15 protein-coding genes are annotated in these 14,692 nt (G+C 65.9%); 9 read left to right on the forward strand and 6 right to left on the reverse strand.

The genetic code is table 11. The annotated features are described in order from the left end of the window. Positions 1 to 2: 2 nt before the first annotated feature. From cysW to ACVIJ6_RS15315, 6 genes are all read left to right on the forward strand, one after another. A complete protein-coding gene (gene cysW / locus ACVIJ6_RS15290) occupies positions 3 to 908 on the forward strand; it encodes a sulfate ABC transporter permease subunit CysW (protein ID WP_456773368.1) in 906 nt (301 codons plus the stop codon). Beyond that, positions 898 to 1,935 (forward strand): sulfate/molybdate ABC transporter ATP-binding protein, encoded by a 1,038-nt coding sequence (locus ACVIJ6_RS15295; protein ID WP_456773369.1) that lies wholly within the window; start codon positions 898 to 900, stop codon positions 1,933 to 1,935. Before cysW ends, ACVIJ6_RS15295 begins: the two co-directional genes overlap by 11 nt. 451 nt (positions 1,936 to 2,386) lie before the next feature. After that, positions 2,387 to 2,902: a CAP domain-containing protein gene (locus ACVIJ6_RS15300; protein WP_456776994.1), complete on the forward strand. Its 516-nt coding sequence runs from the start codon at positions 2,387 to 2,389 to the stop codon at positions 2,900 to 2,902. Between the two features lie 123 nt (positions 2,903 to 3,025). Beyond that, positions 3,026 to 4,201: a DUF3734 domain-containing protein gene (locus ACVIJ6_RS15305; RefSeq protein ID WP_456773370.1), complete on the forward strand. Its 1,176-nt coding sequence runs from the start codon at positions 3,026 to 3,028 to the stop codon at positions 4,199 to 4,201. Between the two features lie 4 nt (positions 4,202 to 4,205). Further along, positions 4,206 to 4,997: a 3-hydroxybutyrate dehydrogenase gene (locus ACVIJ6_RS15310; RefSeq protein ID WP_456773371.1), complete on the forward strand. Its 792-nt coding sequence runs from the start codon at positions 4,206 to 4,208 to the stop codon at positions 4,995 to 4,997. Positions 4,998 to 5,244: 247 nt separating this feature from the next. Then, positions 5,245 to 5,496 (forward strand): SemiSWEET transporter, encoded by a 252-nt coding sequence (locus ACVIJ6_RS15315; protein ID WP_456773372.1) that lies wholly within the window; start codon positions 5,245 to 5,247, stop codon positions 5,494 to 5,496. 2 nt (positions 5,497 to 5,498) lie between these two features. Here ACVIJ6_RS15315 and ACVIJ6_RS15320 read toward each other — a convergent pair whose 3' ends face one another. From ACVIJ6_RS15320 to ACVIJ6_RS15330, 3 genes are all read right to left on the reverse strand, one after another. After that, positions 5,499 to 6,158 carry a L,D-transpeptidase gene (locus ACVIJ6_RS15320; protein WP_172236037.1) on the reverse strand — a complete coding sequence of 220 codons (660 nt, stop codon included), beginning with the start codon at positions 6,156 to 6,158 and terminating at the stop codon, positions 5,499 to 5,501. A 162-nt stretch (positions 6,159 to 6,320) separates the two neighbouring features. Beyond that, positions 6,321 to 7,697, reverse strand: coding sequence for a lipopolysaccharide biosynthesis protein (locus ACVIJ6_RS15325; protein WP_456773373.1), 1,377 nt, complete (start codon positions 7,695 to 7,697; stop codon positions 6,321 to 6,323). Between the two features lie 89 nt (positions 7,698 to 7,786). Beyond that, positions 7,787 to 8,626 carry a protein-disulfide reductase DsbD domain-containing protein gene (locus tag ACVIJ6_RS15330; RefSeq protein WP_456773374.1) on the reverse strand — a complete coding sequence of 280 codons (840 nt, stop codon included), beginning with the start codon at positions 8,624 to 8,626 and terminating at the stop codon, positions 7,787 to 7,789. Positions 8,627 to 8,762: 136 nt separating this feature from the next. Between ACVIJ6_RS15330 and ACVIJ6_RS15335 the strand changes: the two genes are divergently transcribed. Continuing rightward, on the forward strand, positions 8,763 to 9,413 hold the full coding sequence (locus ACVIJ6_RS15335) for a YqgE/AlgH family protein (protein ID WP_012046785.1): 651 nt from the start codon (positions 8,763 to 8,765) through the stop codon (positions 9,411 to 9,413). A 147-nt stretch (positions 9,414 to 9,560) separates the two neighbouring features. Here the strand turns inward: ACVIJ6_RS15335 and ACVIJ6_RS15340 are convergent, their stop codons facing one another. After that, the gene (locus ACVIJ6_RS15340) at positions 9,561 to 10,448 is read right to left on the reverse strand and encodes a TauD/TfdA dioxygenase family protein (protein WP_456773375.1); all 888 of its coding nucleotides are present in this window, start codon (positions 10,446 to 10,448) and stop codon (positions 9,561 to 9,563) included. A 135-nt stretch (positions 10,449 to 10,583) separates the two neighbouring features. Further along, positions 10,584 to 11,363, reverse strand: a complete 780-nt coding sequence (locus ACVIJ6_RS15345) for an SDR family NAD(P)-dependent oxidoreductase (RefSeq protein WP_456773376.1) — start codon at positions 11,361 to 11,363, stop codon at positions 10,584 to 10,586. A 97-nt stretch (positions 11,364 to 11,460) separates the two neighbouring features. Between ACVIJ6_RS15345 and ACVIJ6_RS15350 the strand changes: the two genes are divergently transcribed. Beyond that, complete coding sequence (locus ACVIJ6_RS15350) at positions 11,461 to 12,195, forward strand: SDR family NAD(P)-dependent oxidoreductase (RefSeq protein ID WP_456773377.1); 735 nt, start codon at positions 11,461 to 11,463, stop codon at positions 12,193 to 12,195. 75 nt (positions 12,196 to 12,270) lie between these two features. Further along, positions 12,271 to 12,639, forward strand: coding sequence for a CsbD family protein (locus ACVIJ6_RS15355; protein WP_456773378.1), 369 nt, complete (start codon positions 12,271 to 12,273; stop codon positions 12,637 to 12,639). A 164-nt stretch (positions 12,640 to 12,803) separates the two neighbouring features. Here ACVIJ6_RS15355 and ACVIJ6_RS15360 read toward each other — a convergent pair whose 3' ends face one another. Then, complete coding sequence (locus ACVIJ6_RS15360) at positions 12,804 to 14,621, reverse strand: SGNH/GDSL hydrolase family protein (RefSeq protein ID WP_456773379.1); 1,818 nt, start codon at positions 14,619 to 14,621, stop codon at positions 12,804 to 12,806. Between the last annotated feature and the right edge of the window lie 71 nt (positions 14,622 to 14,692).

The following is a 14,692-nucleotide window of genomic DNA, read 5'->3' on the forward strand; positions in this document are numbered from 1 at the left end:
CCATGAGCATCGAGATGACCCTGCAACGGGCGCCGGACCGGCCGGCGCAGCCCAGCCATGTCGAGATTGCCGCCCGGCGTGATCCGCGCGCCGAGCCGACCGTGGTTCGCATCGCCCTCATCACCTTGGCGATCGGCTTCCTGTCGGTGTTCGTCGTGCTGCCGCTGGTGGTCGTATTCGTGGAGGCGTTCGGCAAGGGCATCGCCGCCTATCTGTCCGCACTGGCCGACCCCGAGGCGTGGTCCGCCATCCGCCTCACCCTCGCCGTCGCCGCGGTCTCGGTCGGCACCAATCTGGTGTTCGGCCTCGCGGCCGCCTGGGCGATCGCGAAATTCGACTTTCCCGGCAAGACCTTCCTGATCACGCTGATCGACCTGCCGTTCTCGGTGAGCCCGGTGATCTCGGGTCTCGTCTTCGTGCTGCTGTTCGGCGCGCAAGGTTTCTTCGGGCCCTGGCTGCAGAGCCACGGTCTGCAGATCCTGTTCGCCTTCCCAGGCATTGCGCTGGCCACCGTGTTCGTGACCTTCCCGTTCGTCGCCCGCGCTTTGATCCCGTTGATGCAGGAGCAGGGCACGCAGGAGGAGGAGGCCGCGATCTCGCTCGGCGCCTCCGGCCTGCAGACCTTCTTCCGCGTCACCTTGCCCAACATCAAATGGGGCGTGCTGTACGGCGTGCTGCTCTGCAATGCGCGTGCGATGGGCGAGTTCGGCGCGGTTTCCGTGGTCTCCGGCCACATCCGCGGCGAGACCAACACGATGCCGCTCTTGGTCGAGATCCTCTACAACGAGTACCAGATGGTCGCCTCGTTCGCGATCGCCTCGCTGCTCGCCATGCTCGCGCTGATCACGCTGGTCGCCAAGACCATTCTCGAACGCAACATCGACGGGGACCTGCCTCATGACCATTGAAGCGAGGGGCGTCGTCAAGACCTTCGGCACCTTCAAGGCGCTCGACGGCGTCGACCTGAAGGTCGCCAATGGCGAACTGTTGGCGCTGCTCGGCCCGTCCGGCTCCGGCAAGACGACCCTGTTGCGGATCATCGCCGGGCTGGAATGGCCGGATGCCGGCGAGATCCTGTTCGACGGCGAGAACGCGCTCGACCGCGGCGCGCGCGAGCGCCATGTCGGCTTCGTGTTCCAGCACTATGCGCTGTTCCGACACATGAGCGTGTTCGAGAACGTCGCCTTCGGCCTGCGCGTGCAGCCGCGCCGCATCCGCAAGAGCGAGGCGCAGATCCGTGCCCGCGTGAAGGAGCTGCTCGACCTCGTGCAGCTCGACTGGCTCGCCGACCGCTATCCGAGCCAGCTCTCCGGCGGCCAGCGCCAGCGCATTGCGCTGGCGCGTGCGCTCGCCATCGAGCCGCGCATCCTGTTGCTCGACGAGCCGTTCGGCGCGCTCGACGCCAAGGTGCGCAAGGAGCTGCGGCAATGGCTGCGCACCTTGCATCACTCGATCAACGTCACCTCAATCTTCGTCACGCATGACCAGGAGGAGGCGCTCGAGGTCGCCCATCGGGTTGTGGTGATGGACAAGGGGCGCATCGAACAGGTCGGCTCGCCGAACGACGTCTATGACGCTCCGGCCACGGCCTTTGTGCATGGCTTCATCGGTGAGTCGATCATGCTGCCGGTGGAGGTCTCCGGCGGCGCCGTGCATCTCAACGGCCGGCCGCTGGATCTGGCTGCGCCCGGCGATGCAGCCGGGGCATCGACGCTGTTCGTGCGCCGTCACGACATGGTGATCGGCCCGGCTGACAGCGGCACCCTGCATGGCGCCATCACCCATGTCCGCAGCTTTGGCCCGGTGCAGCGCGCCGAGATCGCGCTGACCGAAGGTTCCACGATCGAGATCGACGCCCCGCGCGACCGCGAACTCAAGATCGGCGACCGCATCGGCCTCAAGCCGCGGCATTATCGGATCTTTGCGGGCGGTTAGTGGCGGGCCGAGCTCAGGCTCGAAGACAGGTCGCTGGCCAATATTGCCGATCAGGACACCGGTGTTGTCCCGGACAAGTCCGCTAACGCGAAAGCGTTGGCGGACGCCGATCCGGGACCCATACGCCGTGACGTTGATTGTTGAGCCCGTTCTGTCGGCACCGTGCTTCACCACGACCGCCGCGGCGTATGGGTCCCGGCGCGGGGCCGGGACGACACCGTTTGCTGGATGTCGTGCCCGGCACCCAGCCTAAGCGAGCGCGATGGGACCGCGGATCGGACTGAGGATCGCCATCGTCCAAGCCTGCTTGACCGCCCCGCCCATAGGGGTGACGAGCCGTTGCCGGCCGAAATGGCTCGAATTGCACCAATGGAACTTACCGTCGATTCACCTTTCAGCCACGGTTGATGTGCAACAACCCGCCTCTCTTCTCCGCACAGGGACTGGTTCATTGAAGCGTCTGGCTCTCGCTCTTTCCATCGCATCGCTGCTCGCCGGCTGCGCGGCTGAAACGCCCGTCGTGCAGGCGCCGACCATGTATGCCGACATGGCGGTCGCCGGGGCCAAGCTCGACGCGGCCGCTGCGGCGACGATGATCTCGCAATACCGTCAGAACAACGGGCTCGGCATGGTCGAGGTCGATCCGGAACTGATGCGGCTGGCGGAGTCGCAGTCGCAGGCGATGGCCGACAAGAACAAGCTCGATCACGACGTCCGGGCCCCGCTGGCCAAGCGGCTGAACAATGTGGGCTATGATGCGACGGTGGCGGTGGAGAACGTCTCGGCCGGCTACCACACCTTGGCGGAAGCGTTTTCCGGCTGGCGCGACTCGCCACCGCATCGGGCCAACATGCTGAAGACGGGTGTCACAAAAATAGGCATCGCGGCGAGCTATGCTCCGAATACCAAGTACAAGGTCTTCTGGACCATGATCCTGGCCGCGCCCGATGGTAAAAGGCCCTCCTGACAGGCAAGTTCGCTGCCGCCTTGCGCAGCGATCGTCCGGAGCAGGAACCTCTCCTTGGGATGGATTGACGTCACCGCGAAGTGACGCCACGCTGGCGCCATGTTTTGCTAATGACCGCCGTAAATGACGCAACATCCATTTCCCCCGCAGCCGGCCACTCCCACCCAGTCGCAACGAGTCCTCGTCCTGCAGGGCGGCGGCGCGCTCGGCTCCTATCAAGCCGGCGCCTATCAGGCGCTATGTCACTTCGACTTCGAGCCGGAGTGGGTGGCGGGTATCTCGATCGGCGCCATCAACGCCGCGATCATCGCGGGCAATGACCGCGACAAGCGCGTCGGCCGGCTCAAGGAATTCTGGGAGATGGTGTCCTCCCCGGTGCCATGGAAGCCGCTGCTCAATGGCGACCATCACCGCTCGGCGTTCAACGAGGCCAGCGCGGCGCTGATCGCCGCGTTCGGCGTGCCCGGCTTCTTCACGCCACGCTTTCCGCCGGCGCCGCTGTGGCCGGCCGGCAGCCTGCAATCCGTCAGCTATTACGACACCGCGCCGCTGAAGCGGACCCTGGAGCGGTTGGTCGATTTCGATCGCATCAACGACCTGAAGACGCGGCTGTCGGTCGGCGCCGTCGGCGTCACCACCGGCAATTTCACCTATTTCGACAATGTCGAATTCAAGAAGCAGGGCAAGCGCATCGGCCCCGAGCACATCATGGCCTCAGGCGCGCTGCCGCCGGGCTTTCCGCCGGTCGAGATCGACGGCGAGCATTATTGGGACGGCGGCATCGCTTCGAACACGCCGCTCGACTACGTGCTCGACACCGAGACCGATCGTGACCTGCTGATCTTCCAGGTCGATCTGTTCTCCGCGCGCGGCGAGCTGCCGCGCACCTTGCTGGAGGCGGCCGAGCGCGAGAAGGACATCCGCTATTCTAGCCGGACGCGGATGAATACCGACAAGAACCGCATGATCCACAACACGCGCAAGGCGTTCCGCGAGCTCTATGCCAAGCTGCCGGAGGAGCTGCGCAATGATCCCGCGCTCGAAATCCTGTGCAAGGCGGCGCAGGAGAACACCGTGACGGTGGTGCACCTGATCTACCGTAGCAAGACCTACGAGACCTCCTCGAAGGACTACGACTTTTCCCATGTCGCGATGGTCGAGCATTGGGACGCGGGCGTGCGCGACGTCCACCAGTCGATGCGCCACAAGGACTGGCTGGAGCGGCCGCAGTCCGGCGAGACCATGGTCACCTACGATCTCACGCAGGATGGCAGCCTCGCAGCCGCCAAGAAGGAGTGAAGCAATGACGACGAACTTGAAGGGCAAGACCGCCGTGGTGACCGGCTCGACCAGCGGCATCGGACTCGCCATTGCGCGCGGCTTTGCCAGTGCCGGGGCGAACATCGTGCTCAACGGCTTTGGCGCTGCCGCCGACATCGAGAAGGAGCGCGCCGCCATCGAGAGCGAGTTCAAGGTCAAGGCCGTGCATTCGCCGGCCGACATGAGCAAGCCGGCCGAGATCGCCGGCATGATCGCGCTCGGCGAGAGCACGTTCGGCTCGGTCGACATCCTGGTCAACAATGCCGGCATCCAGTTCGTCTCGCCGGTCGAGGACTTCCCGCCGGAGAAATGGGAGCAGATCATCGCGATCAATCTGTCCTCGGCGTTCTACGGCATCCACGCCGCCGTGCCCGGCATGAAGAAGCGCGGCTGGGGCCGCATCATCAACACCGCGTCGGCGCACTCGCTGGTCGCCTCGCCGTTCAAGTCGGCCTATGTCTCGGCCAAGCACGGCATCGCCGGTCTCACCAAGACCGTGGCGCTGGAACTCGCGACCTTCAAGATCACCTGCAATTGCATCTCGCCGGGCTATGTCTGGACGCCGCTGGTCGAGAAGCAGATCCCCGACACCATGAAGGCGCGCAATCTCACCAAGGAGCAGGTCATCAACGACGTGCTGCTGGCGGCGCAGCCGACCAAGGAGTTCGTGACGGTCGATCAGGTCGCAGCGCTGGCGCTGTTCCTGTGCAGCGACGAGGCGTCACAGATCACCGGCACCAACCTCTCGATCGACGGCGGCTGGACCGCCGCGTAAGACGTCGCCCGCCGATCATCCCGCTGTCATCGCCCGGCTCGACCGGGCGATCCGGTAACCACCGGCGCCTGTGATGGGTCGAGAGGCCGCGGCGTACTGGATCCGCGCGTTCGCGGGGAATGACGCAGGATGTGGCAACGCTGTGCGCTCAAGCAAATGGCCAGTTTTGCGCCGAAGCGGGTTTCGCTTCGGCGCGCGCCATTCTACAAGCGTGCGTTTCCACGACCAGCGGCACGGACCTTCCATCTTGTTGACCACCATCATCGGCCTCGGCGCCGCCACCTGCACCACATGCTCGTTCCTGCCCCAGGTCATCAAGGCCTGGCGGTCGCGCTCGACCCAGGACATCTCGGCCGGCATGTTCGTGCTGCTGACGACCGGCAACGCGATGTGGCTGCTCTACGGGGCGCTGATCAGCGACCTGCCGCTGGTCGTCGCCAACCTGATCACCCTGGCCCTGGTGGCGACGATCCTCGGCCTGAAGCTGCGCTACGGCTAGAATCAGCTGCGGCGCGCGAAGATGTTGGCATTGGTGGAGGCGACGCTCTGGCCGGGCGGCAGCACGACCACGGTCGATCCCATCTGCACGCGGTTGTAGAGGTCAGCGACGTCGGTATTGGTCATGCGGATGCAGCCGGACGAGATGGCCTGGCCGATATATTCCGGCTGGTTGGTGCCGTGGATCCGATACAGCGTGTCCTTGTTGCCCTCGTAGAGATAGATCGCGCGGGCACCGAGCGGGTTAGCCGGACCGCCTGGTACGCGCTTCGGATAGGGGCCGAGGCGGGCCTGGATATCGGCGGTCGGAACCCAGTCGGGCCATTCCGCCAGCTTGCCGACGGTGGCGACGCCGGAGAACGCCATCGCTTCCTCGCCGACGGCGACGCCGTAGCGGACCGCCTTGCCGTCGGGCAGGACATAATAGAGGAAGCGCGCATCGGTATCGACGATGATCGTGCCCGGTTGCTCCTGACGCGAGAAGTCGACGATGTGGCGCTGGAACTGTTCCGGGATCTGCGCTTCGGCATAGGGCGCGCGCGCCAGCAACTGCTTGTCGCGGGGTGTCAGGGCGGCATCAGTCGTCGGCGACAGCGTCGCTTCCATGCAGCCGGACAGCAGCAATGATCCAGCCAGCGATAGTGCGAGCCCCAGTCTCGACATCTTCATCTCCCCCGCGCGATGGAACCATGTGTCCGGAGGATCGCGCCCAAATCATGGCACTGCACTCAACACTTGCGTGATCGCTACGCGAGCGAGAGGCGACGGCAGCGCGCCGGTTCGAGCATGAACATCTGATGTCGCGGGTCCGTCACGGAACCTGCGTCAGGACGCCTTGCCGAAGGCGAGAACGTGCAGGCCGAGCCGTCGCTTGACGATGCGGAACAAAAGCACCGTCTCGAACACCAGCGACAGCGAGGTCGCCGCCGCGGCGCCGTGGCCGCCGAAGCGCGGCACCAGCACGATGCACAGCACGAGGTTCATGACGAAGGCAGCCGCATAGGCGGAGGCGCAGGCGCGCTGCTGGCCCAGCATGTTCAAGAGGCGCTCGACCGGGCCGATCGCGGCGCGCACGACAAGGCCGATGGCTGCGATGAACATGATGTCGTAACCCGCGGTGAACTGAGCGCCGAACAGCCACAGCAGCGGCCTGCCGAGCGCAAGCAGGACCAGGGTCGCCGCGAGCGACGGCCAGAACGTCCATTGGATCGCATGCGCGACATAGGCCGACAGCCGTGCCTTGTCGCCGAGCGCGTGATATTCGGCGAAGCGATGCGCCGTGGTCGCCGACATCGCGTAGTGGATGAACGACACCAGCGCAAGCGTCTTCACCACCGCGAAATAGACGCCGACCTCCTCGGAGGAGCGGAACTGCTGCAGCACCAGGACATCGGTGTAGGACAACAGCAGATAGAAGCTCTCGACCAGCAGGATCGGCAGCGACACCGCGAGCCAGCCGCGCAGATCATATTGCTTCGGCCCGACCTCGACGTGGCGATCGAGCCGCCGGTTCAGCACCAGCATCTGGCCGAGCATCGCAATCCACACCGCGGCGGCGCTGGCGGCCATCGCGGCGCTGGCGCCGAGCTGAAAGCCGAGCACCAGGGCGCCTGCGGTGAAGCCGATGATCAGTCCCTGGCGGATGATGAATTGCGGCATCAGTCCGAGCGTCATCCAATCATGCGAGCGCGCGATGCCGTCCTGGGTGTTGGCGACCACGAAAGCGGGCAAGGTCAGGCAACCGATATAGAGCGGCAGGCGCTCGCTCTCCTCGATCCATGGCGCCAGCAGCGCGATCAGTCCGGCGAGCAGCAGGGCGGCGATGCCGGAGGTGGCCAGGCTCAGCCAGCGGCCGCCCGACAGGAAGCCGCGCAGCAGCGCGTGCTGGCCGGACGTGCGATAGTCGGGGATGATCTTCTGCGCCGACGAGGCGATGCCGAAATCGAGCATGCTGCCGAGCAGCAGCACCCAGGTCCAGACATAGACATAGACGCCGTAATCCGAGCCGCCCATCCAGCGCGCGAGCAGGATCTGGCTGAGATAGGCAAGGCCGGCGCTGAGCACGCGGATGAGGAAGATCAGCGCCGCCAGCCGCTGCGTCAGCGATGCTTCACCGCCGCCCGCGAGCGCCGCGACGCGCGCCTTCAGCCGGGCTGCGAGGCCTGTCGATGTGGTGTCGTTGCGGGCATCCATCACGGCCACGGGGCAAGTCCGGCTCTCGGGCCGCGCGGAGGGCGGCCGTCATGCCCTCCTATCAACGCAACGTTAAGAATCGGTTGGGTCGGCCCCGCTTACGGCAGGTTGGCGTTGAACTCATAGGCCTTGTCGGGGCCGACCAGCGTCAATTTCAGCGCCGCGCCGTCGGGCTTGACGCCCGGCGGGACACCGTCGAGCTCGAAGGCGAAGCGCGCGATGCCAGGCGTCCCGCTGTCACGCTGGCTCGGGATCGGCAGCGACCAGTCCGGTGTCGGACCCTCGACGTAAAGATGAACGCCGCGTTTATCGGGCGCGACGACGTCGACGATGACATCCTTCTTGCCGTCGCGCTTGATGTCGCGGATTGTGAACGGATTGGGATCGCCGACATTGGCGGGCGTCGGCACGGTGTCAAGCGCCGCCGACAGCGAGGTGTCCTCGGTGCTTGCCACGCTGGTGAAGGCGAGCTCGACCTTCGCTTCGACGGGGATGCAGATCTTCTCGCACACCGCGTAGCTGATGTCGGCGCGCAAGGTCATCGGCTTGTCGGCGCTCTTGGCAACGATGCGCAGCGGCAGCACGACTTGATCGTGATAGCCCAGCGAGTGTCCGCCGGCGCCGTCGTCGAACTTCGTCGGAGCCGGCCACAGGACGGTCACCGCGTCGACATTTTCGGACCGGGAAAAGTCGAATCGCGGCGGCACGCCGGAGTCGCCCGGGGTGCGCCAATAGGTTTTCCAACCCGGCTGGAGCTGAAACGCGACACCGCCGAGAACAACCGGTCCGCTGCGCGATCCGGCGAGCAGGCGGACCGCGGAATGGCCATCACGCTGCCAGGGCGAAGAGTCCTGCGCCCAGGCGCCGAGCGAGGCGCAGGACCACAGCAACGCCGCGGTGAGAAGTGTGGCGGAGGGACGAGGAACCAAGGCGGACATGAGACGTCTTTAAAGTTTGGTTGGGGCGCAAACCATTGAATTGCTTGTGAGCGGATTCCGCGGCGGAGGCCTGAACCTTGATTGACAGATGCTCATCCCAATATCAGGATATCAACCATCATGAGAGTCCTCGCGGATGAATCCTGACGCAAAACGGCTCGGCGACGTTCGCCGCAAAGTGACCGGGATCGGGGATCACACCTCTCACGGCGGTTATCTCGATGGCCAATTGCTGGTCGCCATGCCCGTCATGGGGGATTCGCGGTTCGAACGCTCCGTGATCTATCTCTGCGCGCACTCAGCCGAGGGAGCCATGGGTATCATGGTGAACCGGCCGGCCGGCAGCATCGATTTTCCGCAGCTCCTGATGCAACTGAACATCATCGAGAAGGGCGATCAGATCAGCCTGCCGGACAGCGCCGAGACCATGAAGGTGCTGAGCGGCGGCCCGGTCGATACCGGGCGCGGCTTCGTGCTGCATTCGAGCGACTACTTCATCGCCAATGCGACGCTCAAGATCAATGATGGCGTCTGCCTGACCACGACCATCGACATCCTCAAGGCGATCGCCAAAGGCAATGGTCCGAAGCACGCGCTGCTCGCGCTCGGCTATGCCGGCTGGCGAGCCGGCCAGCTGGAGGAAGAGATCCAGGACAATGGCTGGCTGCATTGCGATGCCGATCCCGAGCTGATCTTCGGCGACAATGTCGAGGACAAATATGATCTGGCACTGCGCAAGATCGGCATCGATCCCGGGATGCTCTCCAACGCTGCGGGTCACGCTTAGGCGGTTTTGACCAGGCGGTCTTGATGCCACCGGCTCTTCCGCCGCCATCGCTCCACTTCGCCATGGCCGGGCTTCGTCCCGGCCATTCGTGTCTCTGGATTCCGTGTCTCCGGCATCCAGCAAGCGGTTCGACGCGCGAGCGCCGATCTACTCCGCCGCCTGCTGCGCGATGGTGGGCTCGGTGCCGGCGACGGTGGCGCGGCGCATGTCGCGCGGCTGCGACTGATCGTAGCGGCGCACGCGATGCATGGTCTGGCGATTGTCCCACATGATCAGGTCGTGGAGCGCCCATTTGTGCACATGGACGAATTCCCGCTGCGTGGCGTGCTCGGTGAGGTCGCGCAGCAGCAGCCGTCCCTCCGGCATGCTCATGCCGACCACAGCCCCGGCATGCGACGACAGGTACAGCGACTTGCGGCCATGCGCGGGATGGGTGCGCACCAGCCGCTGCCTGACCGGCTTGAACATCTCTTTTTCCTCGTCGCTGTAGTCGAGGAAGCCGAGCGCGCCGCGCGAATACATCAGCGAATGTTCGCAGACGAGATCCTCGATCTCGGCCTTCGTCTCCGGATCGAGCGAATCATAGGCGGCGCGCATGTCGGCAAACTCGGTGTTGCCGCCCTTCGGATTTACGATTCGCGCCGACAGGATCGAGTATTTCGCCGGGATCGGCCGGAACGAGCTGTCGGAGTGCCACAGGCAATTGCCGAGATTGAACAGATGGGTGCGGTGATCGCGCGGCAGCGGTCTGCCGTCCTTGCCGAGATTGGAGACGTCGTTGAGGCCGGTGGCGAGACGGTAGTCCTCCTGCTTGGTGACGGTGCCGCCACGGGCCTGTTCTCGCTCGCCGAAACTGAGCGCGAAAGCGAGCTGCTGTTCGTCGGTGATGTCCTGGTCGTGGAACACCAGGACCGCGTAGTGATCGATCGCGGTCTGCAGCTCCGCGGTCTCATCGCGCGTCAGCGGCTTGCGCAGATCGACGCCTGAGACTTCGCCAACGAAAAAAGGATGCAGCTGCCGGATGGCGATCGCCATGGCGTCCTCCTTGATGTCCTCATCGTCGCGGCCCGCTCGTCCGCTTGTCGGTGTCGAAGCTACGCTGCCGCAAGGCGAAGTCAACGCGCGCTGGGAAGCGCGGCCCGCACGGCTGTCATTCCCGTGTGGCAGACGTCACGCGTTGCGCGCCATCAGGCCGCCGTCGACGGGGATCACGGCGCCGGTGACGAACGAGGCCGCCGGCAGGCACAGGCTCAACGTCATATGCGCGACCTCCTCGGGATCGCCGTAACGTCCGAGCGCGGTGCGCCGCCTGGCGTAGATCGCCTTCTGCTCGTCGGGAATGCGCGCGGTCATCGCGGTCGCGATCGGCCCTGGGCAGATGCAATTCACGGTGATGCGGTCGCGCCCGAGCTCGACGGCGAGCGAGCGCGTCAGCCCGGTCACGCCGGCCTTGGCCGCGGAATACGCACTGTGCAGCGCGGTGGCGCCGAGCGCTTCGGTCGAGGCGATGTTGACGATGCGGGGGCTTTGCGAGCGGCGCAGATGCGGCAGCGCAGCGCGGATCACGCGCTGCTGCGCCGTCAGCATCACTGCCAGAGCCTTGGCCCAGGCCTCATCATAGCTTGCGTCGTCGATTGCCACCCGCACCGAGATGCCGGCATTGTTGACGACGATGTCGAGACCGCCGAATTGCGTGGCCGCCGTGCCGACGACGGCGGCGATCGCATCGCGATCAGACAGGTCCAGCCGCCAGGCCTGTGCGGTTCCGCCCGCCGCCACGATGTCCGCGGCCACGGCACGCACGCCATCCTCATCGATGTCGGTGACGGCGACCTGCGCCCCTTCGTCAGCAAACAGCCGCGCCGTGGCACGCCCCATGCCCGAGGCCGCGCCCGTGACCAGGACGGTCAGGTCTTTCACCGAGCGGCTCAGTTGTTTGTAGCTCTGCATATTGCGGCCTGCGAAAAATGCGCGCTGTGTCGCGCCGTTGACAACGCTGGCACCGATCCGCACACAGGTCAAACAAACAACGACAGGAGGAGGGGAGATGAACGCGCTCGATTTTTCGGGACGGCAGGTGCTGGTGATCGGCGGCTCCAGCGGCATCGGCAACGGCATCGCCCAGTCGTTTCGCGCCCAGGGCGCGCGCGTCGCGGTCTGCGGCACGCGCGTGACGGCAGCAGATTATTCCATCGAGGAAGGCTGCGATCTCACCGGGCTGGACTATCAGCAACTCGACGTCGGCAATGCCGCTTCCATTGAGGCGTTCGTGCCGCGCTTCGAGCGGCTCGACATTCTGGTGCTGGCCCAGGGGGCGGTGCTGTATCGGCGCGGTGAATTCGCCATGGACGGCTTTCGCAAGGTCGTGGAGATCAACCTCATCAGCCTGATGGCCTGTGCGACGAAATTTCACGGTCTCTTGCGGGGTGCCAGGGGCGCGCTGATCATCGTCTCGTCGACGGCAGCCTATCATTCGACCATGGGCAACCCGGCCTATAATGCCTCCAAGACCGGCGCCGTCGGGCTGACGCGGACGCTCGCCGAAGCCTGGGCCGAGGATGGCATCCGTGTCAACGGGATCGCGCCCGGTCTCGTCGATACCAAGATGACGAAGGTGACGACGGCCAATCCCAAGCGCCTCGAAGGTGCCCTGCAGCGCATCCCGCTGAAGCGCCTGGGGACGCCGCAGGACATGGCCGGCGCGGCGCTGTTCCTGGCCTCGCCGCTGTCGTCCTACATCATCGGCCAGACCATCGTCGTCGATGGCGGCTTGATTTTGTAGTTCGTCGGAACCGGCGCCGCCTCAGCCGGTTAGCACAGCGGAAAGCCCGCAAACGCGAGACAAGGAGAGGCGGCGATGGATACGGATCGATTGACCGGAACGGCGAAGGATGTCGCAGGCAAGGTCGAAGGCGGCATCGGTGAGATGACCGGCGACAAGAGCACGCAGGCCTCGGGCCGTGCGCGCGAGGCCTCCAGCGTGGTTCAGAATCTCTACGGCCAGGCCAAGGACGCCGCGCGCGAGGCCGGCGATGCCGCGATGGACTATGCCAAGGATACGTTCGGCGGCAGCACCGACACGCTGCGCGACGGCACCCAGGCCCTCACCAAGCGGGTCCAGGACAATCCGGTGGGCGCGCTGCTGGTCGCCGGCGGCATCGGCTTCCTGCTGGCGATGCTGATGCGTCCGTCGAGCCGCCCTCAGCCGCAGCGCTGGCGCTCCTGAGACGGGACTCCAGTGATCCGGCCTCTCCGGATCACTGAATAAGACCGAATAAAATGAGGCCCGCATCCGTTGATCGGTGCGGGCCTCATTGCTTTTGACTCTCATTGCTGTCGACTCTTCGGATCGCCGCTCGCTGATGGCTGCGCCGCGAGCGGCTGATCGCGTCAGCGCCAGGGCGAATCGAGCACCGCTGCGGCGCGGCCGACCGGCGCCGGTGGCCGTGGCGGGGCGTTGGGATTGCGCGCGGCCGGCGGCCTCGGCGGCTGCGCCTGCTGCGGCGCCCCGAAGCCGAAGAAGTCGCGCGGCCCTTGGCTCGGCTGTTGCGGTGCCTGGGTGGGCGACGTCGCGCTTGGCGTGGTCAGCCGTTTCGGCCGCTGCGGAGCCGCAGGCGCACCGGCGGCCGGCTCGCCAGGCGCCGTGCCCGGGGTCGTCGCGGCCATGGGCGTATCAGGTTTCGACTGCTCTTTCGGCGGCTCCTTGGCCTGCTCGCGGCCGATCTCGCGGCGTGGCCAGACGTAATCGTCGGCGCGCCCTGCCGGCGGGCTCAGGGCCTCGCCCTTGACCAGCGTTCTTGCCGCCAGCGGATCGACGGCCGCAGGCCGCGAGCCAGGGCCTCCGAGCAGCTGATCGGTGCCGACCGAGGACGCGACGAGCGGCAGAATCGGCCCGGCCATCGGTCGCGGCGCGGGCTGACCCGGGACTGCATTGGCGTCTGGCGTCGCCGGCTCGGTCGGGAGCTCCAGCGGCGACGAGCGGGCGGCGAGCAGGCGGTTGATCTCGCGCTCGGCGTAATGGGCGAGCTTTCGCGCGCCGGCCTTGGTGAAATAGACGCCGTCATAGGACCGCAGCTGGCGGATCTGGCCTTCGAAGTCTGGGCCCTTCTGCAGGAAGCGCCCGGCTTCGTCGACGAAACCGTCCCAGACGTCGACATAGGTGATGCCGGCCTTGCCGGCGACATCTCGATAAAGCGAATCCAGGAACAGCGTGTCCGCGGTGCCCTTCGGGCCGCGGACCGCGGGCAGGCCGACCCAGAGCACGGGCACGCCCTTGCTCTTGGCGACCATGATCATCTCCTCGATCTTTTTCGAATAGAGCTCGATCCAGCGTTCGTCGCGGAAGTCGTAGATACCGTTGGGCGATCGCGCGGTCTTTTCCGGTGCCCCGGTCGCGGGCGTGTCGTTGTCGACCTCGTCCTGCGGCAAATCGCTGTCGGCGGGCTTGGCGGCTGTGTCGGTCTTGGCGTCGGGTTTGCCGTCCGGCTTGGACTCGGCCGCTTTGGGGTCGGCGGCCTTGCCGTCAGCGGTCTTGGCGTCCCCCGGTTTGGCCTCGCCAGGCTTGGTGTCGCCAGGCTTGGCGTCTCCCGCCTTGGCGTCTCCCGGCTTGGTCTCGCCTGGCTTGGTTTTGGCGTCCTTCTTGGCCTTGTCGTCCTTGGTCTTGTCCACGGCCGGCTCGCGCAGCGGGAGACGGTCGTTGAGGCCGAGCATGATCACGATCGCGTCGGCCCGCTCGGTGGCCAGGATGCCCTTGGCGGCGGCGGCCCAATCGGACGGCTCGCCCTTGGGCTGGTACTTGATGAGACCCGAATTGGTCTTGATCTTGCGGGTGACGCCCATGTCGGGCTGCTCGGAATAGGCGTCTTCTAGGCCGTAGGCGAGCCAGTCGGCCATGCCGTCACCGAGCACCAGCACATAGCGCTCTGGCGTGCCGTCGCGCTTCTCCGGCGGCGGCGCCTTGGAGTAATCCTGGGGCGCGCGCTTGGGCTGCTGCGGCTGGAACGGAGCGAAGAAGTCGCCGCCGAACCAGCCACCACCGCCACCTCCGCCGCCGCGTGGGGCGGGACGGGGCGAGCCGAACGGGTTGAAATTGAAGAACTGGGCCGAGGCCGGTCCGGCAATCCCGACGAGCATGGCGATGACGACCGCCAGCACCACCATCGGCCCGGGTTCGTTCAACAGCTTGAGGAGGGACTTCAGCTTTGACATGCGCACCCGTCCGCACCCGTCGCGCGGCGAAATCGTGACCGTCCATATAATAGGAGCCGAATCAGGCCGCA

It is taken from the genome of Bradyrhizobium sp. USDA 4369 (assembly GCF_054056435.1).

What these genes read in the sequence shown, in the direction of transcription:
- cysW (WP_456773368.1), top strand. Translation starts at nt 3, where the DNA reads ATGAGCATCGAGATGACCCTGCAACGGGCGCCGGACCGGCCGGCGCAG.
- ACVIJ6_RS15295 (WP_456773369.1), top strand. Translation starts at nt 898, where the DNA reads ATGACCATTGAAGCGAGGGGCGTCGTCAAGACCTTCGGCACCTTCAAG.
- ACVIJ6_RS15305 (WP_456773370.1), top strand. Translation starts at nt 3,026, where the DNA reads ATGACGCAACATCCATTTCCCCCGCAGCCGGCCACTCCCACCCAGTCG.
- ACVIJ6_RS15310 (WP_456773371.1), top strand. Translation starts at nt 4,206, where the DNA reads ATGACGACGAACTTGAAGGGCAAGACCGCCGTGGTGACCGGCTCGACC.
- ACVIJ6_RS15320 (WP_172236037.1), bottom strand. Translation starts at nt 6,158, where the DNA reads ATGTCGAGACTGGGGCTCGCACTATCGCTGGCTGGATCATTGCTGCTG.
- ACVIJ6_RS15330 (WP_456773374.1), bottom strand. Translation starts at nt 8,626, where the DNA reads ATGTCCGCCTTGGTTCCTCGTCCCTCCGCCACACTTCTCACCGCGGCG.
- ACVIJ6_RS15335 (WP_012046785.1), top strand. Translation starts at nt 8,763, where the DNA reads ATGAATCCTGACGCAAAACGGCTCGGCGACGTTCGCCGCAAAGTGACC.
- ACVIJ6_RS15340 (WP_456773375.1), bottom strand. Translation starts at nt 10,448, where the DNA reads ATGGCGATCGCCATCCGGCAGCTGCATCCTTTTTTCGTTGGCGAAGTC.
- ACVIJ6_RS15345 (WP_456773376.1), bottom strand. Translation starts at nt 11,363, where the DNA reads ATGCAGAGCTACAAACAACTGAGCCGCTCGGTGAAAGACCTGACCGTC.
- ACVIJ6_RS15350 (WP_456773377.1), top strand. Translation starts at nt 11,461, where the DNA reads ATGAACGCGCTCGATTTTTCGGGACGGCAGGTGCTGGTGATCGGCGGC.
- ACVIJ6_RS15355 (WP_456773378.1), top strand. Translation starts at nt 12,271, where the DNA reads ATGGATACGGATCGATTGACCGGAACGGCGAAGGATGTCGCAGGCAAG.
- ACVIJ6_RS15360 (WP_456773379.1), bottom strand. Translation starts at nt 14,621, where the DNA reads ATGTCAAAGCTGAAGTCCCTCCTCAAGCTGTTGAACGAACCCGGGCCG.